The sequence below is a fragment of the Paenibacillus sp. FSL R5-0345 genome, from assembly GCF_000758585.1.
Classification (GTDB): Bacteria; Bacillota; Bacilli; order Paenibacillales; family Paenibacillaceae; genus Paenibacillus_AQ.
The window spans coordinates 2,925,594-2,949,163 of the sequence record NZ_CP009281.1; the positions used below are offsets into that span (position 1 = coordinate 2,925,594).

Genomic DNA, 23,570 nt, shown 5'->3' on the forward strand with positions numbered 1-23,570 from the left:
GTAAGGGAGAGCGGCCTTTATTTTACGGGTGTGAATACTAAATTCTGCCAATCATATCATCGAATTCAAGCGGACCCATGTTTACATTAATCTTCGATTTAAGCAATAACATGTTCTCTAATATTTTAATCTCAAGAGTGATATAGAAGGGCATTTCAACAAACAGCAAGGACAACTGAAGTTGATCTTCTGCTAACCAAGTAAAGCTGGACATAATCCGGTTCATGGAAGGCTCAAGAATTAGCGCAAAGCTTTCGAGCCATTGTCCTCGGCCTAATCGAATGACATTGCTCTCACCAAGCTTACTTATTAAAGTAACCTCAGCGTCTTCATTGTTGAAGGAGATCGAGAAGGTAGCTAGTGAGAATTGGTTGTTTTCGAGTGTATAGGTCATATCATTTATTTGATCTTCCAGAATGGAGGACTGTTGCAATTGTGGAGGATTTATCGATAAATTCTTTAATTGGTCTACCAAGGCTGCAGATGAAGACTGATCTTCAGGAAGAGGTGCATCCTTCATATTGGGTAGTAGATGCTCCCACACTGCATTTAATATTCCTTCTGTGCTAGATGATGCGCTTGTAATAGCTATTACAGCGTCTTGGCCTGGTAGAACAATACAGAGTTGTCCGAATGCGCCATCTGCCCGGTAGGCTCCATGCTGGCATCTCCAAAATTGAAAACCATATCCATGCGCCCAGTCATGATCGCCTTCGCCATTCGAGATGTGTTTGGAAGTGGCCTCATCTATCCACTCTTCAGGTAAAAGACGCTGATTATTCCAGATGCCTTTCTGTAAGAAGAGCTGGCCGAATTTAGCGATATCCTCTGTGGTTATGTTTAAACCGTATCCGCCAGTGTTAATTCCACGGGGACAGGATTCCCAAGTGGCACTACGGATACCAAGAGGCGTGAAGAGACGTGGTTCTAAGTATTCAAGCAGCGTTTGTCCGGTGACCTTTTGAATAATCGCAGATAGCATGTAAGTAGCGCCGGTATTATAGAGAAAATGCGTTCCAGGTTCTTTTTCTACAGGGACCGTGAAGAAGGCTTTCACCCAATTCCCGTCCGCACTTTGTTTAAGGGGATCCATCGTGTCCACGACTTGTCCTGTACCCATTATCAATAGATGCTTAATGCTCATTTTGGATAAATTGCTTGTAATCTCCTCAGGTGAATCCTCAGGAAAGAACGAAATAACCGAATCATCAAGAGTGATGAGTTTCTCTGTCACAGCAAAACCGATAGCAGTTGAAGTGAAGCTTTTGCTCAGGGAAAAAAGCATATGCGGAAGGTCGGGCTTATAAGGAGACCACCAGCCTTCCGAGATTACATATCCATGACGAAGGAGCATAAAGCTGTGCAGACCTAAGCTTTGCGCCTCTACTGCATCAATAAAGCTGGAAATTGCGGCTGATGAAATGCCCTGCTCTTCTGGAAGACTTCTAGACAACTGCAAGCTACTTGTAGTTTCCATTCATTCATCTCCTAAATTTTGAGAATCCGTACCTTCCTATTTTATAATAAATTCCATGGTATAAATACTAGATATAAGGGAGGATTTTTCAATTCTCTATAGAACTACTGATTGAGGCATCGGTATGCGGTCTTTTCTCTGGCCATGAAATCACATGCGAGGTTCGGCTTAATTTCTCATAGATTAGCTGGTCATCTTTTTTGAATACCTTAATGATTAAATGAATAAAGAAAGCTAAATCGACCAGTAGAACAAAGAGATAAGCTACCGTTCTCAATGGTGAAGATAGAAGCCCCGTCACATCAGAATCGATAACAATAGCGTGAAGTCCAAGGATTACCCAATATAACAGACCATATCGGATCATAAGCGCCCAGAAAGAAGCCCGATTACCACTGTTCGTTACCCGAATCCGTACAATCCATTTGCCTAAGGTCCGCCCACCGGTGAAAGCTGGAATCAGGATGAAGTACATCCCTGTTACAATCCAGAAAGCACTTTTTATATCGAATCCATAAAGTACACCAAACCCAATGATCCACACCATACTATCGATGAAAAAAGCAATCCCTCTGCGGGTATAGGAGACTCTTTTGGCGGAACGATCGATATTCGTATCCAGTTGTTCTATGCGTGGCAGTAACCCGTTTATCCAGATAGCAATTCGGAATCCAAAGATCCCTCCCAGCGTGTTGGTAATAAGATCATCGACATCAAATAGACGGTAGGGATGATCAAAAAAGCCGTAGATGCCTGTAACCTGAGTGACCTCAAAAGATAACGAAAGCATGAAAGACAAGAGAATACACATTCCCCAGCGCGTTCGAAAATAGTAGCCCAGAAACAATCCAAACGGCACTGTCAGAGCGATGTTAAATATCACCTGTAAAAAAGCGGGCTCTCGTAGTAAAGACCAATACGTTGAAATCTGATCAGGTATGATCTTAGAGCCGTCTATAATATCTTGTATGAACTGAAGAGGGATGAGCTGCATGATACTCCCTGAAGGCGTCATATTATGTCTTGAGGAAGGCATCGGAAGCAATACGAGAAAATAAGCGTTCATCAGATAGAGCAAGAGTAAGTATAGGATTAAAGCTCTAAGCTTATGAATGTAGCCGTGTCTACGGTATTGAACGATTAGAAAAGGGAGCGTGAAGATCAATGCCGCTATAGGAAACATCATAAAGGCATAAGAAATTGGGAAAAAGTAAGAATGAAACATAAGTCACCTGCCGAATCATTGTTTTTGTGGAAGAAAAGGAGTCTGCTGCAAACTAGCGTTCCCGGCTCATTATAAAATTTTATGATAGGGAACTCAACTTATTTATTTAGCGCTTCCGGCATACATATGTTTATAGAGGAGCGTGAAGTGATGGAGAAAAAGGTACAGCAGTATTATCGTCTGAAGCAAAAACAAAAGGAAATCGAAAAAGAACTGGGGGAGCTTCGCCAGGAAATTCTAAGCTATTGTAGTGAGCAGGGGGCAACTGAGACTGAAATTGGAAGCTACAAGGTGAAGCTAGTGATGCAGAACCGCAAAGAATATGATGATCTGAAGCTTTATGAAACCTTATCAGACCCTGAAGTGTGGCGTATGCTCTCTAAATCAGACCCAGCGAAGGTAGCAAGTTTGACCAAGCTTAACGTAATCTCTGAAGACAAGATTATGCATACCTATTCTTTAAAGACCGTAACTTTGCTGCAGGTGGATAAAAAATAAGGATTTTTACGTGAGCGGTTCCCTTCATGGGGGCCGCTTTCTTATAACGAATCGCAACTCTTAGCATTTTGCGTTAAAATAAGAAGTGAAGCTGACCGTCTGCTGTTAAGGAGCTCCGGTGCTTTGGTGCGACAGTAAAGCAACCATAGAGATGGAGGAAGAGAATTCATGAAAGATTTTGATGTCATGTTAGAGAAATATGCGAACCTGGTTGTAAAGGTTGGGGTAAATGTACAGCCTGGACAAGTCTTAATGGTGCATGCGCCTATTGAAACTGCTGAGCTTACTCGCTTGATTGTAGGTAAAGCCTATGAAGCAGGTGCTAAATATGTAATTGTTGAATGGGACGATGAAGCGACTACACGGATTCGTTATGAAAAAGCTCCGGAAGATTCCTTTGATTATTATCCACAGTGGCAAGCAGAAATGATGGAGAAGTTTGCGGAAGAGAACGGCGCCATCTTACATATTAAAGTACCTGATCCGGAATTGTTCAATGGTATTGATTCTTCCAAAGTATCAAGAGCAGTTAAAGCGGCAGCTGTTGCTCGCAAAAACTACTCCAAATATACCCGCAATAGCAAAATCAGCTGGTCTCTCGTTAAGGCTCCGACGCGTGCTTGGGCAAACAAAGTGTTTGCCGATCTCCCTGAGGAAGATCGAGTAGAAGCGATGTGGGAAGCCGTATTCCAGATGAATCGTGTAGGTAGCGAGGATCCTGTTGCCGCGTGGAGAGAACATATCGGTCATTTAAAAGAGAGTCAGGATAGAATGAACGCTAAGCGTTATAAAAGCCTGCATTACCGTGCACCGGGAACGGACCTACATGTGGAGCTTCCGGAAGGTCATCTGTGGCGCGGAGGCGGTGGAGAGAATGATAAAGGTGTGTATTTCGTGGCAAATATGCCAACCGAAGAAATCTATTCGATGCCCCATCGTACAGGTGTGAATGGTACAGTTAGAAGTACACTCCCTTTGAATCTGAATGGACGTTTGGTAGAAGGTCTTTCATTCACCTTTAAAGATGGAAAAGTAGTAGCATATGAAGCTGAATCTGGACGTGAGCATCTGACTTCGCTGCTGGCAACGGATGAAGGTGCATCCTATTTAGGAGAAGTGGCTTTAGTGCAGCATGATTCTCCAATCTCTCGCTTGAACCGAATTTTCTACAATACAGGGATTGATGAGAATGCCTCCTGCCATTTCGCGTTGGGAAGTGCCTATCCTGTCAATATTGAAGGCGGCACAAAGCTTACGAATCAAGAGCTTGTCGCACGAGGTGCTAATGTCAGCTTAACACATGTCGATTTTATGATCGGTTCGGCAGAACTGGATATTGATGGAGAACTGGCGGATGGTACGATTGAACCGGTATTCCGTAGGGGAAATTGGGTGCTGTAAGTGAAAATAAGGCCGTAATGATCCCTTTGGGGGAGGGTTACGGCCTTTTCTTTTGAGAATATTTATAAATTTATTACAGCGTTTATTTCGCGCAAAGCGTCTTCCAGATCTTCGCCTCTTTCATTCATGCGGTTTGCTAGCTGCTTACAATCATCAAGTTGTTCCTCTGTTAGCGGTCCTGCAAAATGCAGCGCTTCTATATAGTAATAAATGAAGTAATAATTCTCAATTTCAATGATCTCCAAATCTATTAAGGGATTTAAACGTTGGATGCATTCCTGAGCCAGTGCATTTCCAAGATGCTCCATTTGTATGAACACTTCTAGGTCAGACTTCCCGTAAATATATGGAATCGTGTCACTGTAGCTGCTAAGAACTGCGTCGGTCCAATAATCTAAATATTCAGTGACTGAGAAATGTTGATTCTGCAACATCAGCTCTCGAAATTGTAAATCTTTTGCATGATCAAATGGGAAAATCTTTGCGAATAAAGCAGGTTCGATGGTTTTTGGCATCACAATACTGTAATCTAAGTCATTGTTCCCTGTGGAGGCAAAGGCAATAAAGTCTTCAGTTGTATTTAATGACTGAAGCTCACCCTCAGTGATCAAACGCTGCATTGCTTTTAGCGTCAGCAGATAATACCCCATTTTAATAATCCCTGCTTCAAAGGCGATGATAGGTTGATCCTCCGTGTTAAAGAGAAAATCTTCTTCTGGATAAGTTGTCAGATCTGCTAGTTGGGTAAAATAATTCACGATCTTATCGTCTTCAAGCCATAAGTGGTACCGAAAATCCCCCTGATTATATTTCAACCAGTTTATTGAACGTTCATCTCGATCCTTTGGATTTCTCTCTAAAGCTCGCTGGAAACCTTCAAGGGTATTTAGATAAATGTTGATGTTATAAAACTCATCAGCTTGAAGATTAAAAACATAGACATCTTTATTGTCAGGTCCACTCGCGAAAGAAGAAATGACTGCTTTACTGTTCTTAACGAGAGTATTTACAAAACTTTCAGCTGTAACAATTTCGATATGATTAGGTTTAGTGGGACTAAATTTTGCTCTGTTTCCATCATATAAAAGATAGTAACCTTCTTGGTGGAACGGAGTTCTCTCTTCAAGCACACGTCCAAGCTGTGAATAAAATGTATTCATGTCCATTCTTCTTTCTACTATGATTTAAATGAATGATTCGACAATTTCTTCTTTTTTCCTCTAAGAGCCGCTGTCCAATGTGACGCTGGATCTAAAAAAACGCCGGAGCTCTCTCCAATAGAGAGTCCAGCGTTTTTTTATTGCCCATACGGATCAGATTTATTTTGAAAAATAATTAAGGCCCATGGCCTCGCGTACTTCGGACATCGTTTCTTGAGCAATGTTGCGGGCACGTTTAGTTCCGGATAATAAGATATCCTTAACAACCTTGGGTCTGGCTGCATAATAGGAGCGCCGCTCACGCATCGGTTCAATTAATTGGTCTAGAGCTGTCGTGATAAGCTGCTTACAGGCAGAACAACTTATACAGCCATTTTCGCAGCTCTCGTGAATTTCACTGGCGCCGTGGGAACGAAAAGCGCGATGATAAGCATAAATGGGACAAATATCTGGATGCCCAGGATCATTTTTATGAACACGGGCTGGATCAGTTGTGGCTTTGCGGATTTTGAAGGTGATCTCTTCCTTCGTGGAGTCCAGCTCGATGGCATTACCTAAGCTTTTGCTCATTTTTGCATTGCCGTCTGTTCCCACTAGTCTTGGGGTCTCGCTGATAAGCGCTCTCGGCTCCACAAGGATGGGGCTGTACAGCTCGTTGAATCTACGTACGATTTTGCGGGTCAACTCCAGATGGGGAAGCTGGTCTTCGCCTACAGGAATAATCGTCGCTTTACAAAAGGTTATATCGGCAGTCTGGCTTACTGGATACCCAAGAAAACCATAGTATAGTTCATCTAAGCTGGAATTTTTCGATTCGGCTTTAATGGTAGGATTGTGCCGCAAAGAATTCACAGTGACGAACATGGAGAACAGAACAGTCAGTTCGGCAATCTCTGGAATCATAGATTGAATGAATATAGTGGCTTTATCTGGATCTATACCCGCTGATAAATAGTCGAGTGTGATTTCATTCAAGTTTTGACCCAGTAGTTGAGGCCGATCAAAGTGAGTCGTTAGGGCTTGAATATCTGCTAGAAACACAAAAGTATCATATTGCTCCTGTAGAGCCACTCGGTTCTGCAAGCTGCCCACGTAATGGCCAAGGTGCAGCTTTCCGGTCACTCGATCTCCAGTTAATACACGTTCTTTTATCATTTAAATTCCTCCTGTTTTGTCGCTTTTGATTAACATTGAATCGCCACCACCAGCCATCATCCATGGCCATCACCTCCTTAAATGACAAAAAAACCTCATCCAATAAGGACGAAGTTGTCGTGGTACCACCTTAATTGATCGCGCCACCAAGTTTCGTTAGCATTACGATCTTCTCTTACCTGTACGGAGAGTGTTAAAAACAATCTAGATACAGGTCCCTTGATAACGGCGGGAACCCCGGCTTCTCCTACAGCATCTAGTTAGATGGTTCGGAAGAGCAACTCTAAAGGCCATTCGATCAAACGCTGGACACCGGTTCGCAGCAACCACCGGCTCTCTGAAGTCCATGTTCATTTGTCTACTTACCCTTTTTCAACGTTGTTCATGATATTTGGGTAATTGTAATTCTGATAAGTGAGTTTGTCAATAGGTGGAAATTAGAGGATGATATTCGAAGTATCTAGGTTTTATAATCTAGTAAAAGTATAACTTAAATGTATATAATCATCAGGAATTAAGTCCAATCTATCATTGCGGATTCACAATATACTATTCTATAACCTTGAAATGGAGTGATTAAAAATGGCGACAATTATAAGTTATGGGTCACAGGCAAAAATCCCGTTAGACCCGTTTACTACTGCTATAACGGTTGCAGGGATTCCTGGAGCTGGAGCGGGTCTAGCCACAGCGCAAGTAAATATTAGTCCGGCTAATCCGGCCTCTTTCTCCAGCAGAGTCGAGTTAAATGGTAGTTTTAGTCTTACTGCACTTGCTAACAGCCAATTTCTTGTTTTAATCCGACGTGCTGGAGTCGATATTTATAGATCCTTTTTTCGTTTTACTACAACTACTGATATTCAATTAAATGTTCAGTGGGTTGATGGTCCTTATATTGGAATCCATAACTATGAATTGGTAATTCAAAATGATAGCAACTTGCCTATCAATCTATTTGGACCCATATCATTCACAGCAACTGCTATAGGAGGAGATGGCGTAATTTAAGTTACGGGACAGTTAAATCGATCTGATTTAGCTGTCCTTTTTTTCATGGGCGTATAATTAAAACCTCAACTTTTGCAGCATAAATATCAAGCAAACTCCAACCAATAAGGAAGGGGTTCTTAGAAGATTGAAGTTATGGTTTCTCTCGTTATTTATTTAAAATGTTATCCTCTAAAACAGCATATTTATCACCGTACTGCTTAATGATATGTTGTTCTCCCCAGTTACAGAGCGAAGTTAAAATGTCGCTTAGACTATTACCATATTCACTAAGTTCATATTCCACTTTTGGTGGAACCTGATTGTATACGATCCGGTTGATGATTCCATCGGCTTCCAACTCTCGAAGCTGTTGTGTTAACATCTTTTGAGTAATCCCCGGCATCAATTGTTTTAATTCTGATGTGCGTTTTTTACCATGAGTTAAATGACAGAGAATCACACACTTCCATTTTCCTCCAATAACTTCGAGTGTAGCCTCAACGGAAATATTGTATTTTTTCTTAATCGTTGTCATAATATCCTCCAATGCATAGGTACTTTTTAGTGCCTATGGTACTTTTAAGTGCGTACTATTGATTATGTCCTATTTTATCTATCATAACATTTATCGTTCATTTTTTATAGAATGTTATAATCTTAAAGTGCTCAGCCTCAAAAAAAGTTAATACAAATAAAACCGTTTCGATACGCTCCCCGTCTTAATCTATGAGAGGTTTAGGAGAGGGGGATAAGGAAGGATATGTCAATGACTAATGCAGAAATGAAGAAAGTAACGGTTCTTGATACTCGGAGCGAGACGGATTTCTACGATTCCATATTGGTACATAGAGAACAACTGTACAGTATAGCTTATAGCTATTTACGTAACCGGAATGATGCGCTTGAAGCGATGCAGGAAATGACTTGCCGCGCTTGGATTAAAAGAAAAACATTAAAGGATCCCAAAGCATTCAAATCATGGATCATTCGGATCCTGATTTATGTCTGCATAGATGAACAAAGACGCAGAAAACGTTCCATGCCGCTTGTAGATGAGAGAATGGGAGAGCAAATTACGCATATTGGCTATCATCGAATGGAAATGCTGTGGGCACTCGAACAGGTTAAGCCCAAGTATCGCCATGTGCTGTTACTTAAATACTACAATGATATGACCTTGAGCGAGATTGCGAACATTCTGGATAAACCTGAGGGAACGGTCAAGACGTGGCAGCATAAAGGATTAAAGCAGTTAAGAACGATCATTAAGAATCGGGGTGATTGGAACAATGAGTAGCCAGGAGGAGCTTGCCATGTTAATCGATGCCGAAAGGATCCCGCAGGAGCACAAAATGGAGAGTGCCGCCGCACAAATCTATGCCATACAAGCAGGACTCGAGCTAGGTAAGAAACGCGGTAAAAATTTAATGTTCGCAAAAAGCGCGATGGCTGTTCTGACTGCTGCAATGATGGTCGCAGGATTACTATTCTTCAATCCATCCCAACTGCTGCCTCAACAAGCCTCTACTAGTATTGAATCAAGTGATTGGGGTGTACTGGAACCTTTTAAGAAGTTGGCTGATGCTGATGTTGATGCCCTTACGTTAGAATCTGCTATTCGAAATGATTATGTGCAAATCGTCAATAAAAGCGCTGAGAAAGACGGGTATAAAATCACACTGAATGCTGTGATCGCTGACGAAAATAAAATTATGCTGCTGTATACAGGGACTTCAAGTGGTGGTCAGGAAATTTACAACGTAAATAGTGTGTGGCTGACAGATGCTGCAGGACAAAGTGTTGTGGATAAAAATGGTAATAGAAGTGGGATGGGTTTACATGCTGAGGATAGTATTTATAAATGGCTCGGAAAAACTATCTATCCACTAGATAAGAATAAAGCATTTCCAAAAGAGGTTGTGGCCAATTTTCAGATCGCTTCAGTGGATCCCGGCATGCTAGCAAAACCGAATACGGGAACGAATCTAGCTGATATGCGTTATTCTGATCGTTTAAAGGTGAGCTTCGCTATTGATTCAAAATTCTGGGAGCAGAAGACGGAGACAATAGTTCTTAATCAGCCGTTTATGATTGACGGGAATAAAGTGAATCTTGCACAGGTAGAGCTGTCTCCGTTAAGTATAGTAGTCAAATATACGCTAAGTGAGGATTTAAAAACTAATTGGGAGATCAGAAATGAGTTATTTGGAAAGACTCCTAGTGAGTTGACATCGCGAGTTGGGAAGCGTGAATTGAAAAATAACTCGATTGGCGGAAGTGGCAGTGAGGATGGATTTATAAGCAACTTTAGCAGCAACGTATTGGATCATCCGAAATCCATTCGATTGAAGCTCAATGCGGGACCTGATCGCGAGAAGGATGCGTATATTGATATACTGAAAAAATGAGCAGTAGATATGAGCTAAATGTACAAAAATATGAATTCGCTATACAGACAAAAGGCCGCTAACAGTGGCCTTTTTTTGACCGGTAATATGATTTTAAAGTCCTCTTTTTAAATAGTGCTATAATAGCTCTTTGAGTGTCTTGAGTTGAATTCTGATCTAGATAAACTAGGGGTGGTAGATTTGAGCGTAATCCGTATGGAGAATGTAACTAAGAAATACGAGAATACATTGATTTTTCGAGATATTTATTTTCGAGTTAGCAAGGGCGAACGGATTGGATTAATCGGACGAAATGGTGCGGGGAAGTCAACTGTGTTTAAACTGATGATGGGAAAAGAGGAGCCAACAGCGGGAAAAGTGGAGTTAGATCCTAACGTGAAGATCAGCTACTTCTCTCAATTCTCTGAGCTTTCCGGGTCCTTGTCTGTACAGCAAGAGTTAGAGTTATGCTTCGAGCAGGTAGCGCTCATCGAACAAGAGCTTAACCAAATCGGGGAACAGCTTGGGAAAGTGACAGATGATGATCAGATGAATACTCTTTTAGAGCGACAAGCGGCGCTTTTTGAACAAATGGACCATTTGGATGGCTGGAATGTATCCGTCGAAATCAACACTGTTCTGACTAAATTGGGCTTCAATGAAAGATCACGGCATCAACCTGTTGATGAGCTGTCTGGAGGCTGGAGAAACCGCGCAGCACTGGCTAAAGTCTTAATTGAAATGCCCGATGTCGTATTGCTTGATGAGCCTACTAACTTTTTGGATATCGAAGGGATCGTATGGTTGGAGCAGTGGCTGCACCGTTTTAATGGCGCGATGATTCTAATCTCTCATGACCGGCAATTTATTGACAGAGTAGTTACGCGGACGATAGAAATCGAGAATTATCATTTTCAGGAATATGAAGGCAACTACACCGATTATGTCCGGAAAAAGAAGATGCGTAAAAAGGTGCTTGACCGACAGTTTGAGTGGGAGGAAGAGCTTCTGCTTATGGAGTCGGAGGCTATTGAAACCCGTGGGAACAAAAAGTCCTCTAAGGATCGCCTGTCACGTAAGCTGACAGATATGAAAAAGCGTGTGGAGCCTCATCCAGTGAACGTTTTGATCACCGATATTTACAGCAATTTACGTTTTCCGGACAAGCTTGGTGAAGTCAAAGGAATTGGACAGAGCTATGACGGTCGGACGATATTCCAGAACATAAGCTTTGATATTCAAAAGGAAGATCGGATAGCTATTGTGGGGCCTAACGGCAGCGGGAAGTCGACACTCATAAAGATATTGACTGGGCAAGAGGAGCCTGAGACGGGTGATGTGACTTGGGAACGTGGGGTCAGCTACGCGTATTTTAATCGAATGTGGGATGAACTTGATCCTAAGGATACTGTCAGTCATGCCGTAAATGTATATGGGCTGGGGCTCGATGCTCCCCGAAAAAAAGTGAACAAATTCTTATCGATGCTGCAATTCTCGGAAATGGATTTAAGCAAAACGATCGGCAGTCTGTCGGGAGGGCAGCAGGCCAGAGTAGCGTTAGCGAAATGCCTTCTCTCTGGCGCGGCTGTCATTATTTTGGATGAGCCAACCAATCATTTGGATTTAACAAGTATTCAGGTGATGGAACAGGCACTCATCCATTTTCCTGGAGCTGTTGTTACTGTTAGTCATGACCGCTTTTTCATCGATAAAATAGCAACAAAATTGCTTACTTTCGATCCTCAAATAGGAATCATTGAGCAAGATGTCTAGGATTTTGCTGGGAGTCGGATGATCACAGTCGTTCCTTCTCCTACTTGACTGGTGACTTCAATCCCATACGATTCACCAAAATGAAATTGAATACGATCATGAACATTTTTTATACCAATATGATCTTCATCCAGGGTATCTGATGGTTGAGAGAGACGGAAACGTAACTGTTTAAGTTTCTCTTCATCGATGCCAATTCCGTTATCCTTAACGATAATCAGCATGTCATCCCCCGAAATCATAGAAGACACCTCAAGAAGCCCTGGCTCACTTCGACATTCCAGTCCGTGGACAATAGCATTCTCTACGATAGGTTGAAGGGAAAAGTGCATGACTTTAATTTTTTCGGTATTAGGTTCTAGCTGTTCAACATATTGAATTTTATCCCCGAAACGTAATTGTTGAATCTTTACATACAACCGGACATGCTCAAGTTCTTCTCGCAGGGTTACGGTTATCTTTCCGGTCTGGATATGAATCCGAAATAATCTTCCTACAATTCCCACCATTTCGCCAATCTCACGCTGCCCATTGATGATGGCTTTCATTTGAATAGATTCAAGTACATTCGCTAGGAAATGTGGATTGATTTGGCTTTTGAGAGCGCCGTACTGGGCTACTTTTTGTTGTGCTTTGGCCATAGAAGACCGCTCAATATAATTTTGCAGATCTTTCACCATTTTACGGATTCCATTATAGAGAACCCCAAACTCATCTTGACGCTCACTATACAAATCCACATCGAAGTTCCCCATCCCCACCAGCTTGACCTTTCGGCTTAAGAGAATAATAGGCTTAGTGACTCGCTCCGATAGGATATACATGAATAAGATTGCGGTGACAAGCGACAAGAGCGCTAATGTTAAAATGATTTTCCCGAGAAAAGCAGCCTGCTTAGTCATCTCTTTCTCATCAATGTACTGAATGACCTTCCAGTTGGAATAGGGAGACGTTACAAAGTTAATGTACGAATCCTTTTCATCAAAAGTACCATAAAAGCTCCCCGTATCATTGTTCATAAACGTATTAAGCGCTTGAGTTCCTATAGGGATAGGTTGTAAAGGTGAGGTTTCCATGTTATCAGAGCTATATACACTGCCACCCTTATCGTCTAAAATAATGAATTTTCGTTTACTATTCTCAGAAAGCTTTAAGATTTCACGTAATGAGTCCAATCGGATGTCGATTAACATAACACCTATGGGCTGCTTGCTGCCTTTTTTATTTATGACGCGGGCGATAGAAATGACGGATTGTTTGGAATTGGTGCGATAGAAGGGGGTATGGCTCCCAAATAGGATCACTCCGCCTTTTTTCTGTTGGGTCTGCAAATACCAATCCTCATGGGTATAATCCTTCACATCATAATCCGCACGATTGAAATTCGCAGAGTAGAACACACGTGATCCCGCAAAAATCTGCACACTATCAACATTTTTAATTGTCATCTCAATTCCGCTGATGAAATGTTCAATTGTGTTCCCATACTGAATATTCTGGTCATTCCCGATGTCGTCTTTATGGATCGTCCAGTGTTCAAGTGCGGCTTGGAGCTGGCTATCTACTTGAGCGTTGAGTGTGCCTTTATCAATGCTTTGAAGATATTGGTCAATATTGAACGAGAGGTTATTAAGGATCAGATTAGAGCTGCTCTGGTATTCATTTTTGACGGCTTGGTTTGAAAAGATATAGATGATTGCCGATATGATTAGAAGTGGAATGGTAATAGTCAGGATCATCAGCACGAAAATCTGACGATTGACATGTCTCATTCGGTATCGTTTTTTTGGTTGCTCTATCTGCATCATTTTGGGTCACCAGCCTGACTGTTTTCTGTAGTCCGATGGAGTCATGTTTGTGATGCTTCGGAATGTTTTAACGAAATGCTTATAGCTTTTGTAACCACACATCGTACAGACATCGGTCACTAGAAACTCTGGTTTTTTTAAGCATTCCTGCGCATATTCCATCCGAATTTCGGTTACAAATCGCATGTAGTTCTTATCAAGTTTTCGCTTAAATAATCGACTTAAATAAGACGGATTATAGAAGAATCGATCTGCTACCATCTGTAGAGTCACATCTTGATCAATATTCTCTTTTATGAAGGATTTAATATGCTCGAATATGATCACATCCTGTTGGTTGTTGTGGGTCAGCCCTTCGGAATAAACAGTTCCTAAATGAACCATCCATCTGCCAAGCCAGTCAAAAAGGTTCTCAATTGAATCAAATTCATCTACAAAGGTTAGATTCAGGAGCTTTTCGCTGTACACGCCTTCGATATGGATGTGGTTCTTATTAGCGAAGCGGAGAATGGTACTTATAATTTCCTGAAGAAATGCAAGCCAAAAATCTGGAGAAGAGACATCAGCTTTACTCAAAATATCTTGAGACAGCCGGTGCATCAGCTGGAGCGTCTCTATTTCGTTAGCACTTTCGATGCAGGAGATCATCCGTTTCTTATCATTTTCATCGAGTTGAATTAGGGATGGTTTAATAGAATTGGAGCCTTCTATCCATTGTGGCACGTAGATAAACCTACAATCTCTCTTGTAGAAGCGTTGATATAACATTCTATCGTTCTCATGCAGCAATGAATTTATTTGTGTAGGATTCTCCGTCGTCTTACCTATAACTAAATAGAGGCCTAGGTGATGTTCTAGCGTAAGCAGCTTCAGATATTGATCGATTCGTGTCTGAACTTTAGTCTGAAGAGGAAAATTATCAATAGAAGCTGGAGATCCCAATACAATAAGTCCATAGAGCTTAGTTTTAGATGAATATGTAAAAACAGTGTGCGGTGTAGAGGCATCGAGATACTCGTCTACAGCATCATGAATGAACTTCTCCGCATATTCTCTCATCCAGAGCGTAGATTGAGCGCGCTTTCCTCTCATAGGAATTCCTGTCAAAACAAAGGGCAGATAAAGATAGTAGTTACTGTTGAAATTACATAGTTCACGGACAATTGAATCATCTATTACAGGTTGTTCTTCCTCCAGTAATAGCTTTACAAGCTGTGCCCCCTCCAAATTAGAACGTTTCAATCGATCTTGCCGCTTAAGATGAAGCTTGTTCATACATTCTTGTATCACAAGGAGACTTTCCTCGTATTCCAAAGGCTTGAGCAAAAACGCATGTACATTCCCTAGTTTTATAGCCTTCTGAGCATATTCGAAATCGTTGAATCCAGTCAAAATGATAAATAATGTATCAGGAAGCAGATTGCGAATCTGCTCAATCATTTGTAGACCATCCATTTGGGGCATCCGGATATCAGTGATCACCAAATCGGGCTTCTCACGCAGTGCAGTGGCCATTCCTTCTTTTCCATTCTCTGCTTCAATAATGTTGTGAACCCCAAGCTCTTCCCAAGCAAAGTAATGTTTTAAGCCCGTTCTTATTAATGGTTCATCCTCTACAATCATTAGTTTGTACATGAAATCCCTCCGGAAGACTAGAATTATAGTGGATCGTTCGTAAGGAAATACCATTAGATGTAAGATTAAAAGGGTTACATTAAGGCGGAAAAGTGAAGAAATATAAATTTAATTGTTAATAGGTGGAATATGTAATGTATTATAACATTGAAGAGGGGTGGATTGAAGGGATATGTCAGAAAAGAGCCCTAAAAGTAAAAGGAGTGGGATTCTCCTAAATTTACAATTGATTTATGATTAGCGCAAGGAATGAGAGCAGTACTTATTCCACAAAAAAATAATTGGGGGTAGCACATGAAAGCAATGAAAAAAGGGCTAATGAGTATTGTTGGTGTCGCACTTTTAGGTACACAGTTAGTTGCATGTGGAAATACGAACACGGCGAATTCAGCAGTTACACCAAGTAATAACGCTGACAAGACTGAGCCCGCAGCAACTGAGGCTGCTGCTAAGCCAGTAGAGATTACATGGTGGAATTTTCCGAGCTTTCAAGCTTTAGATGGTGAAGTTGGCAAATATGAAAAGGAAATCATTGCAGCTTTTAATGAGAAGAATCCTGAAATTAAAGTCAACCTTGAGATGATCACCTTTGAAGGCGGCCCTGAAAAACTGAATGTCGCAATAGCTTCTAATACTGCGCCTGATGTGATCTATGATGCACCTGGACGGATTATCGATTGGGGTAAAAAGGATTTGCTTGCACCGCTTAACGACATGGTAACTGATGAAGTGAAGAATGATATTTCAGAAGCTTTTTGGAAGCAGTCAAGTGTAGGCGACAACATCTTTATGTACCCGATCAATACAGCACCATTTATGATGGCGGTTAATAAGACTATTTTTGAAAAGATAGGCGCTCTAGATTTACTTCCTCTGGATAAGGAAGATAGAACTTGGACGTTTGAAGAATATAAAAAGGCATTGGAAGCTGTGAAAGAAAAGGCTCCGGATGTTATTCCAACAGGGTTCTTCGCGAAGAGCCAAGCCGGAGACCAAGGCACTCGTGCTTATCTTGCTAACTTAGGCGTTTCAAGATTCCTAAATGAAGACAATTCCGCAGTCGCTATCAATACAGATAATGCTGCAAAAGCGCTGGATTGGATTGTCCAAGCTACGAAAGATAAACTCAGTGTCTCTGGTGCAGCATCGCTAGCTGCTGCTGATGTGAACGATTTGTTCCTGCAAGGAAAATTGGCCTTTACACTTAACTATTCCGCTGTGCTAAAAGCACAGAACGTATCCAAGAAGATGGTTCAATTCGAAGATATTCTTCTTCCATTCCCTACTTTAGATGGTTCGGAACCGAAGCTTGAACCTTATCTGGGCGGTATGGCTGTATTTAATAATGGTGATGAAGCTAAGATTGCAGCTTCCAAGAAGCTGATTGATTTCATTGCTAATGATCCAGTATGGGGTAAGAAAAACTTGATTCAAACAGGTGGTCTTTCGGTTCGTAATTCGATTACTGGACTATATGACGATCCGGAGTACAAATACGCCGAATATGCTCGTAAATTTACGACAGATGCACCAACAATTGCAGATGGATATGCAGATATCCGTACCTTCTGGTTCCCTGAATTACAACGTGCTTTAACTGGAGGCGCTACCGGCAAGGAAGCTTTGGATAGTTTTGCTACAAAGGCTAACGAAGCTATTACTAAAGCCAAAGCAGCTATGAAATAAAAAGTGAATGGCGTTCAAAAGAATAGAGTGCGGGAAGCACTCTATTCTTTTTAAAAAAATTCAAGCTACACACCTATAAATATCATAATTTTTCTCGCTTAAACGCTCACCGTCCTTATAAGGACGCCAAAGTCGTTTATGCTTGATCATCAGAGAAATGGGGAGAAGGTTGTGGGGACAACGGTACGCAAAATTAAAGGTTATGTGATACGTGACTGGATGATGAGTTATCTTTTCTTATTACCAGCGTTTGGATTCTTTCTTCTGTTTGTAGCCTACCCGATGGTAAAAGGAGTCTATATTAGTTTCTTTGATTACTCTTTGAGAGATTTTAGTTTTATTGGTCTCGATAATTATATTTCATTATTTAAAGACGATAATTTCATAAAGTCCATGGGAAATACTTTATTGCTTGTTGTGATCACCGTACCGATCGTGATTATCTTTTCACTGTTTGTTTCAATGAATATCTATAAGAAAAAAGAGTTTGCTAGATCATTTTTCCGCGGTGTGTTCTACCTGCCAGCCGTATCATCGGTTGTAAGTATCACGGTCGTGTGGGGCTGGATTTACCATCCCAACTACGGAATTCTGAATTATTTGACGGGTTTGTTTGGAATGGAGCCTGTTTCATGGCTAGGGGATACAAGAACAGCATTACTTGCAATTATCGTGGTTTTAATAACGACTTCTGTAGGTCAACCGATCATTTTATATGTGGCCTCTATTGGTAACATTCCTACCTCTTATATTGAAGCCGCAGAGATAGATCGAGCAACCCCTTGGCAAATTTTCCGGAAAATATTATGGCCGATGCTGATGCCAACGAACTTATATATTATCGTGATAACCACGATTAATACCTTTCAGTGTTTCGCACTGATTCAACTCCTTACCTCAGGCGGGCCTGTATATAGCACATCTACCGTTATGTATGGTGTTTATGAACAAGCCTTTATGTTAGGTCATTTCGGATATGCCTCAGCAATGGGCGTCATACTCGCAATAGTAATTGGGATTATTTCTATCATTCAATTCAAATACTTTGGCAGCGATGTTGAGTATTAAGGAGGGGACATCATGAATTCTACGAATCCATTACAACTGAAAGCACCTATAACCCAGTCTAAGAAAGTAAGCGCATGGAAAAAAGAATTAACGATTCCAAAAATAATAGCTACCATTCTATTGATCTTGGCTACATTATTTTTTATCTTTCCTTTTTATTGGGTAGTTTCGGGAGCCTTTAAGCTTCAAACTGTGGCAACGACCATCCCACCGGAGTGGTTTCCGCTAAAGCCGACGCTACAGAACTGGACAGAATTATTTAAGAATCCGGTAGAACGCTGGATGTTTAATAGCTTTATTATTGCTTTTGCAGAGATGGCAGCCATCTGTATTGTCTCCTCCTGTGCCGGTTATGTTCTTGCAAAGAAATCATTTCCCGGACGAGGAATTATCTTCACAATGTTTGTTGCCGCCATGGCATTGCCTAAGCAAGTTATTCTTGTACCGTTGTTTACGATGTTAGCTGACTTTGGTTGGGTCAATACGTATAAAGGGCTTATTTTACCGGCGATTGGCTGGCCTTTTGGAGTCTTTCTGATGAAACAGTTCGCGCAGACGATTCCGGGAGAGTTGATTGAAGCGGCGAAAATTGACGGTAGCTCAGAGATTCGATTGTTTGGAACGATCGTTTTACCGTTATTGAAACCAGCAGTGGGTGCACTGGCTATATTCACCTTCATAACTTCATGGAACGATTATTTCAGCCAGCTAATTATGACGCGATCCACTTCGATGATGACCTTGCCACTTGGGGTAGCGACACTACGCGGCGAATTCACAACCAACTATGGACTGCTTATGGCAGGTGCTGCGTTAGCTTCGATTCCTATGATTGCAATCTTCCTAATGTTTCAAAAGGCATTCACACAAGGGATCACTATGGGTGCTGTTAAGGGTTAAAAATTCATATAACAACGCAAATGAATATATTTGGCTTTAGCGATGGAGGCTATTATCTATGAAATCATATGATCTTGAAGCTTTTAAAGGCATTATTATCGCTTTGTACTCCAGTTATGATGCTGAGGGGAATATAGATAAAGAAGCGGCACAGAAATTAGCTCGTCATTATGCTTCTACTGGTGTGAAAGGTCTTTATGTTGGAGGAAGCTCAGGAGAAGGCATGCTGCAATCTGTAGAGGAACGCAAACAAATGCTCGAAGCCGTTATAGCGGAAGTAGGAGAGGAGCTAACGATCATTGCTCACGTTGGTGCTCCATCTACACGGGATAGTGTTGAGCTTGCGGTACATGCTGAATTCGTAGGCGCACACGCGGTATCGGCTGTTCCAGCAATTTATTACCGTTTGTCTCCGGACAGTGTTGAAAGCCATTGGCAGGCGATCATTGATAGTACATCGCTTCCATTTATTATCTACCATATCCCGCAAACGACTGGTTTTCAATTATCAAAAAGCTTGTTAATTAAGATGGCTGCGCAGGATAAAGTGATTGGCGTGAAGATTTCAGCAGAAAGTACATTTGAGCTTCAGCAGTTTAAGGCAGCAGGTGGAAATGATTTTCTTGTATTGAATGGACCGGATGAGCAGTACTTGGCTGGCCGCAGTATCGGGGCGGATGGTGGGATTGGTGGAACCTATGGGGTTATGCCCGAGCTATTTTTAAAAGTAGAACAATGTTATGGGCAAGGTGATATGGCTGAGGCGCAGAAATGGCAGTTCATTATCAATGATCTCATTGTAGAATTATTATCCTTTCCATCATTATATGGTGCATGTAAAGCAATCCTGAGTCTGCGTGGATTTGAAACGGGTACACCAAGAATGCCACTTCTACCTATCAAAGACTCCGATCAGGATCGGGTGGAAGCTCTCAACAATAGAATATTAGATTATATTCTTGAAGCGAAGGGATAGGGTTAATGATGACTCGAATGAGCGATATCTTTCCGATGAAAGGTCTGATCGTATCATGTCAGGCACTTGAGCATGAGCCGCTTCATGGTGGGGATACAATGGCAAAAATGGCAAGAGCAGCGGTTCAATCAGGGGCAATAGGTATCCGGACGAATGGAGTTCCAGATATTGTAGCGATCAAAGAAGAGGTAAATGTACCGGTTATTGGACTAATTAAACGGGATATTCCCGGATCAGCCATATTTATTACGCCAACTCTTGAAGAAGTGAAAGCAATTATCTCCGCAAAAGCGGATATTGTTGCATTAGATGTTACGAATCGGGAAGGTCGCTTTGAGTCGGTTAAGCCTTTAATCGCATATGCCCACCAAATGGGTGTGCTTGTAATGGCAGATATATCGACTTTGGAGGAAGGATTGGCAGCGGAAGAACTAGGTGTAGATTTCATTGGCACAACACTTTCCGGCTATACACCTTACAGTACACAGCAAGAAGGACCAGATTTTATTTTACTTCAGCAATTATGCGAGTTCGTGAATATTCCCGTTGTTGCAGAAGGGCGGATATGGACACCGGAGGATGCGGCGAGAGCTAAGAAGGCTGGCGCAGCTTATGTTGTGGTAGGAAGTGCGATTACAAGGCCACAGTTAATCACTTCACGATATGTCAAAGCCGTGAGTGATTGCTGAGACTTAAGGAGGAGAGTCCGTGTCAGAAGGTTATGATCCTCATATGGAATATGTTGTTGGAGTAGATATCGGGGGAACGAAAATTAATGCTGGGCTCGTTACATCATATGGGTACGTAGTACATACTGTAAGTCTGAGCACAATGGCTGGGTTCACGAAGACCGTGGACCGAGCTATTCAGGCTATTCAAAAGTTAATGAATGAAGTTACAGCGATACATTCAGGGGTAAAGATTAAGGGGATTGGCGTAGGAACGGCAGGACAAGTCGCTTGGGAGGAAGGGAGTATTCGCTCGGCCTCAGAGCTTATTCCTGGGTATGCTGGGACAGCTTTGAAAGCGTTGCTTCAGACTCAGTTCCAGGTTCCAGTGATCGTTGATAACGACGTGAATGTACTAGCATTAAGCGAGAAATATTTAGGCGCTTGTATAGGTGTAGAAGACTTTATTTGTCTTGCACTTGGAACGGGTGTTGGTGGGGCAATTGTTGTAGAGGGTCACCTTGTCCATGGTTCTTGGGGTGGGGCCGGAGAGTTAGGCCATATGTCTGTAGATTTCAAAGGACCGGAATGCGTTTGTGGCGGGAGAGGTTGTTTAGAACATTATGCTTCGGGTACAAGCATTGCTCGTCGAATGCGGGAACAACTAACTTTAAACAATCTGCCACTGGATAACTTAGACTCGCGAGACGTGATCGCAAGATGGAGAGAAGGAGACCCTCTAGCTACAGAAGTAATGGAAGAAACAATCGCAGCACTTGGATCTGCTATCGCTTCTTTTATTCATATTTTTAACCCTAAAGTTATTGTTATTGGTGGTGGAGTGGCTGAAGCAGGGGAGATATTATTCGAAGGAATAAGAAGAGAAGTAGCAACGAGAACGATGCCCTCGATGTTGGAAGGCGTTCGAATTGAAGCAGCCTATCGTGGCAATTTCTGTGGAATGATCGGTGCGGCATTACAGATCTGGGAGTACGGGGGTCCACCCCTTCCTTCTGGTAATGAAGGCTTTATCTAAATCTCTTGATTAAATAGAATAATTTACCGATAATGTTAAAGGGGATGAGAATGAAGGTCAAATCTTTCGGGAGTCCCTAATCCGTTTATAAGGAGTGATGATGTTTGAGTACGAACAACATCACAATGAAGTCCGAGAGAGGTCAGTATTCGTAAGGGAAGAACACCTCTCAATGACTACGGGAGGCACTATCGGAAATGATGACGTTAATGAACATGGTACGGGGAACAGAGAACGATCTACCTGCCAATGAAATGATCAAGTATTGGAATCATGAGCTTGGATCTATGAAGTTTGTAAGAGCTAGCAGCAATTTTATTTATACGTTTCAATCGAATAATAAGCATTATTATTTAAGGTTTACTAACGAAGAAGATAATACTGCTGAGAATATCCAGGCAGAACTAGATTTTATGATGTACTTATTGGACCAGGGCTATGATACTGTATCACCAGTACGCTCCAAGCAAGGGAATTGGATAGAGACTCTTTTAACTGAAAATGGTAGATATCACGGGGTTGTTTTTGAACAAGCCGCAGGGGATTATGTTCCGCTTGAAGAGATGTCGGAGCTGCAGTTCCAACATTGGGGTCAAACACTCGCGCGATTGCATCATTTATCCGAAACTTATGCTCCGAGCACGCCCTCGCGTAAAAGTTGGGTTGATTCACTTCAGTTTATTTTATCTGTATTAAAAAGACACCCTGAGGAGTATAAAGCGCTTAAGGAATATGAGCGAATTGAAGCGTGGCTAAGTAAGCTCTCTTTTGGCGTAGGACATACGGGACTCATCCATTATGACTTTGAGACAGACAATATTTTTTATATGAAAGAAAAATCACGTTTTAATGCGATTGACTTCGATGACTCTATGTATCACTGGTTTGCGATGGATATCTCATCAGCCTTAAGAGATCTATCCAAGCAGAATGATGAGGAGAGTATGAGGAACATCGATTTTTTTGTTAGTGGTTATAGATCCGTAAAACATTTAGATGATGAATATGTCAAGTTATTACCAGAATTTCAAAGGTTCTCTGACTTATATGGATTCGCCAGGCTGCTTCGGAGTTTAGAGGCGTTTGACGTTTCTACTAGCCCTGAATGGGCACTACAGCTTAAATCTAAATTAGAAGCCGTCTGTGATCGTATTCGGGATGGTTTTCATCCTCATGTCGAGCTGAAGACAATCCATGAGAATAACTGGTATGCCTGTACTCAATTAGAGGTGTCCAATGAGCAAAAGACGGTTTTTCCTGTACCTGTTGTTTATTGGTTGGCAGAATCGGCTTATTGCGGAATGACTCCATTAGCTTTATATGCAGATGAAGAATTGATAGGTTTCTCTGTGTATAGTGTTGATCCTGAGGACGGAAGTTATTGGGTAATGGCTTTTATGATTGATCAGAAGTATCAGAATAGAGGATTCGGTAGAACGGGAATGGATGCCTTGATTCGATATATAAAAGCCGAACATCACTGCGATAAAATCGTTATTGGTCATCGAATTGAGAACGAACGTGCTTCGAATTTGTATGAATCTCTGGGGTTCGTTGAAGTAAGCAGAGATGAGGTTGAAGTTGTACGAGAGTTGGTAGTGTAAAGCAGAGAAGGCCGCTCCAAAAGTAGTTTTTTTAACTACTTGGGAGCGGCTCTCTTCTTGTTATCTTGTAAATCAAGCCCCAATTGATGATCCAAGAGAAGCTTCAATTGAATAATTAGGGAA

20 protein-coding genes and 1 other annotated feature are annotated in these 23,570 nt (G+C 41.6%); of the genes, 13 read left to right on the forward strand and 7 right to left on the reverse strand.

Annotation, left to right across the window (positions count from 1 at the left end; genetic code table 11):
* Positions 1-37: 37 nt before the first annotated feature.
* The gene (locus tag R50345_RS12715; protein WP_042127051.1) at positions 38-1,477 is read right to left on the reverse strand and encodes a serine hydrolase domain-containing protein; all 1,440 of its coding nucleotides are present in this window, start codon (positions 1,475-1,477) and stop codon (positions 38-40) included.
* Positions 1,478-1,565: 88 nt separating this feature from the next.
* A complete protein-coding gene (locus tag R50345_RS12720) occupies positions 1,566-2,663 on the reverse strand; it encodes a VanZ family protein (RefSeq protein ID WP_231574169.1) in 1,098 nt (365 codons plus the stop codon).
* A 189-nt stretch (positions 2,664-2,852) separates the two neighbouring features.
* Between R50345_RS12720 and R50345_RS12725 the strand changes: the two genes are divergently transcribed.
* On the forward strand, positions 2,853-3,200 hold the full coding sequence (locus tag R50345_RS12725; protein ID WP_042127055.1) for a hypothetical protein: 348 nt from the start codon (positions 2,853-2,855) through the stop codon (positions 3,198-3,200).
* 168 nt (positions 3,201-3,368) lie between these two features.
* A complete protein-coding gene (locus R50345_RS12730; protein WP_042127056.1) occupies positions 3,369-4,601 on the forward strand; it encodes an aminopeptidase in 1,233 nt (410 codons plus the stop codon).
* Positions 4,602-4,663: 62 nt separating this feature from the next.
* Here the strand turns inward: R50345_RS12730 and R50345_RS12735 are convergent, their stop codons facing one another.
* Positions 4,664-5,761 (reverse strand): DUF4303 domain-containing protein, encoded by a 1,098-nt coding sequence (locus R50345_RS12735; RefSeq protein WP_042127058.1) that lies wholly within the window; start codon positions 5,759-5,761, stop codon positions 4,664-4,666.
* A gap of 159 nt (positions 5,762-5,920) precedes the next feature.
* Positions 5,921-6,916, reverse strand: a complete 996-nt coding sequence (gene trpS / locus R50345_RS12740; protein WP_042127061.1) for a tryptophan--tRNA ligase — start codon at positions 6,914-6,916, stop codon at positions 5,921-5,923.
* Between the two features lie 101 nt (positions 6,917-7,017).
* Positions 7,018-7,301: a binding site (T-box leader), on the reverse strand.
* A gap of 197 nt (positions 7,302-7,498) precedes the next feature.
* Between trpS and R50345_RS12745 the strand changes: the two genes are divergently transcribed.
* Positions 7,499-7,924, forward strand: coding sequence for a hypothetical protein (locus R50345_RS12745; protein WP_042127063.1), 426 nt, complete (start codon positions 7,499-7,501; stop codon positions 7,922-7,924).
* Positions 7,925-8,072: 148 nt separating this feature from the next.
* Here R50345_RS12745 and R50345_RS12750 read toward each other — a convergent pair whose 3' ends face one another.
* Complete coding sequence (locus tag R50345_RS12750; protein WP_042127064.1) at positions 8,073-8,441, reverse strand: winged helix-turn-helix transcriptional regulator; 369 nt, start codon at positions 8,439-8,441, stop codon at positions 8,073-8,075.
* A gap of 225 nt (positions 8,442-8,666) precedes the next feature.
* Here R50345_RS12750 and R50345_RS12755 point away from each other — a divergent pair, with 225 nt between their 5' ends.
* The 3 genes from R50345_RS12755 (at position 8,667) to R50345_RS12765 (ending at position 12,066) form a co-directional block, all read left to right on the forward strand.
* Positions 8,667-9,203, forward strand: a complete 537-nt coding sequence (locus R50345_RS12755) for a sigma-70 family RNA polymerase sigma factor (RefSeq protein WP_081954069.1) — start codon at positions 8,667-8,669, stop codon at positions 9,201-9,203.
* Positions 9,196-10,314: a DUF4179 domain-containing protein gene (locus tag R50345_RS12760; protein WP_081954070.1), complete on the forward strand. Its 1,119-nt coding sequence runs from the start codon at positions 9,196-9,198 to the stop codon at positions 10,312-10,314. Before R50345_RS12755 ends, R50345_RS12760 begins: the two co-directional genes overlap by 8 nt.
* A gap of 180 nt (positions 10,315-10,494) precedes the next feature.
* Complete coding sequence (locus R50345_RS12765; RefSeq protein WP_042127072.1) at positions 10,495-12,066, forward strand: ABC-F family ATP-binding cassette domain-containing protein; 1,572 nt, start codon at positions 10,495-10,497, stop codon at positions 12,064-12,066.
* On the opposite strand, the gene R50345_RS12770 is transcribed toward R50345_RS12765, so the two are convergent.
* Both R50345_RS12770 and R50345_RS12775 read right to left on the reverse strand, forming a co-directional pair.
* The gene (locus R50345_RS12770) at positions 12,063-13,838 is read right to left on the reverse strand and encodes a cache domain-containing sensor histidine kinase (protein ID WP_197069779.1); all 1,776 of its coding nucleotides are present in this window, start codon (positions 13,836-13,838) and stop codon (positions 12,063-12,065) included. The two genes, R50345_RS12765 and R50345_RS12770, sit on opposite strands and share 4 nt — an antisense overlap.
* A gap of 42 nt (positions 13,839-13,880) precedes the next feature.
* Entirely contained in the window at positions 13,881-15,509 is a 1,629-nt protein-coding gene (locus tag R50345_RS12775) for a response regulator transcription factor (RefSeq protein WP_042127076.1), read from the reverse strand.
* 294 nt (positions 15,510-15,803) lie between these two features.
* Here R50345_RS12775 and R50345_RS12780 point away from each other — a divergent pair, with 294 nt between their 5' ends.
* The 7 genes from R50345_RS12780 to R50345_RS30785 all read left to right on the forward strand — a co-directional run bounded on the left by R50345_RS12780 (position 15,804) and on the right by R50345_RS30785 (position 23,447).
* The gene (locus R50345_RS12780) at positions 15,804-17,195 is read left to right on the forward strand and encodes an extracellular solute-binding protein (RefSeq protein ID WP_042127077.1); all 1,392 of its coding nucleotides are present in this window, start codon (positions 15,804-15,806) and stop codon (positions 17,193-17,195) included.
* A gap of 138 nt (positions 17,196-17,333) precedes the next feature.
* Positions 17,334-18,263 carry a carbohydrate ABC transporter permease gene (locus tag R50345_RS12785; RefSeq protein WP_081390056.1) on the forward strand — a complete coding sequence of 310 codons (930 nt, stop codon included), beginning with the start codon at positions 17,334-17,336 and terminating at the stop codon, positions 18,261-18,263.
* Positions 18,264-18,275: 12 nt separating this feature from the next.
* Positions 18,276-19,163: a carbohydrate ABC transporter permease gene (locus R50345_RS12790; protein WP_081390057.1), complete on the forward strand. Its 888-nt coding sequence runs from the start codon at positions 18,276-18,278 to the stop codon at positions 19,161-19,163.
* A gap of 58 nt (positions 19,164-19,221) precedes the next feature.
* Complete coding sequence (locus tag R50345_RS12795; protein WP_042127079.1) at positions 19,222-20,139, forward strand: dihydrodipicolinate synthase family protein; 918 nt, start codon at positions 19,222-19,224, stop codon at positions 20,137-20,139.
* A gap of 5 nt (positions 20,140-20,144) precedes the next feature.
* The gene (locus tag R50345_RS12800) at positions 20,145-20,828 is read left to right on the forward strand and encodes an N-acetylmannosamine-6-phosphate 2-epimerase (protein ID WP_156114788.1); all 684 of its coding nucleotides are present in this window, start codon (positions 20,145-20,147) and stop codon (positions 20,826-20,828) included.
* 19 nt (positions 20,829-20,847) lie between these two features.
* Positions 20,848-21,843, forward strand: coding sequence for an ROK family protein (locus R50345_RS12805; protein WP_052414582.1), 996 nt, complete (start codon positions 20,848-20,850; stop codon positions 21,841-21,843).
* 197 nt (positions 21,844-22,040) lie between these two features.
* On the forward strand, positions 22,041-23,447 hold the full coding sequence (locus R50345_RS30785) for a GNAT family N-acetyltransferase (protein WP_081954072.1): 1,407 nt from the start codon (positions 22,041-22,043) through the stop codon (positions 23,445-23,447).
* The last annotated feature ends 123 nt before the right edge of the window (positions 23,448-23,570 follow it).

Bases quoted from the DNA above. Each gene is read 5' to 3' on its own strand.
- R50345_RS12715 (WP_042127051.1), bottom strand. From the start codon at position 1,477: ATGGAAACTACAAGTAGCTTGCAGTTGTCTAGAAGTCTTCCAGAAGAG.
- R50345_RS12720 (WP_231574169.1), bottom strand. From the start codon at position 2,663: ATGATGTTTCCTATAGCGGCATTGATCTTCACGCTCCCTTTTCTAATC.
- R50345_RS12725 (WP_042127055.1), top strand. From the start codon at position 2,853: ATGGAGAAAAAGGTACAGCAGTATTATCGTCTGAAGCAAAAACAAAAG.
- R50345_RS12730 (WP_042127056.1), top strand. From the start codon at position 3,369: ATGAAAGATTTTGATGTCATGTTAGAGAAATATGCGAACCTGGTTGTA.
- R50345_RS12735 (WP_042127058.1), bottom strand. From the start codon at position 5,761: ATGAATACATTTTATTCACAGCTTGGACGTGTGCTTGAAGAGAGAACT.
- trpS (WP_042127061.1), bottom strand. From the start codon at position 6,916: ATGATAAAAGAACGTGTATTAACTGGAGATCGAGTGACCGGAAAGCTG.
- R50345_RS12745 (WP_042127063.1), top strand. From the start codon at position 7,499: ATGGCGACAATTATAAGTTATGGGTCACAGGCAAAAATCCCGTTAGAC.
- R50345_RS12750 (WP_042127064.1), bottom strand. From the start codon at position 8,441: ATGACAACGATTAAGAAAAAATACAATATTTCCGTTGAGGCTACACTC.
- R50345_RS12755 (WP_081954069.1), top strand. From the start codon at position 8,667: ATGTCAATGACTAATGCAGAAATGAAGAAAGTAACGGTTCTTGATACT.
- R50345_RS12760 (WP_081954070.1), top strand. From the start codon at position 9,196: ATGAGTAGCCAGGAGGAGCTTGCCATGTTAATCGATGCCGAAAGGATC.
- R50345_RS12770 (WP_197069779.1), bottom strand. From the start codon at position 13,838: ATGAGACATGTCAATCGTCAGATTTTCGTGCTGATGATCCTGACTATT.
- R50345_RS12775 (WP_042127076.1), bottom strand. From the start codon at position 15,509: ATGTACAAACTAATGATTGTAGAGGATGAACCATTAATAAGAACGGGC.
- R50345_RS12780 (WP_042127077.1), top strand. From the start codon at position 15,804: ATGAAAGCAATGAAAAAAGGGCTAATGAGTATTGTTGGTGTCGCACTT.
- R50345_RS12785 (WP_081390056.1), top strand. From the start codon at position 17,334: ATGCTTGATCATCAGAGAAATGGGGAGAAGGTTGTGGGGACAACGGTA.
- R50345_RS12790 (WP_081390057.1), top strand. From the start codon at position 18,276: ATGAATTCTACGAATCCATTACAACTGAAAGCACCTATAACCCAGTCT.
- R50345_RS12795 (WP_042127079.1), top strand. From the start codon at position 19,222: ATGAAATCATATGATCTTGAAGCTTTTAAAGGCATTATTATCGCTTTG.
- R50345_RS12800 (WP_156114788.1), top strand. From the start codon at position 20,145: ATGATGACTCGAATGAGCGATATCTTTCCGATGAAAGGTCTGATCGTA.
- R50345_RS30785 (WP_081954072.1), top strand. From the start codon at position 22,041: ATGATGACGTTAATGAACATGGTACGGGGAACAGAGAACGATCTACCT.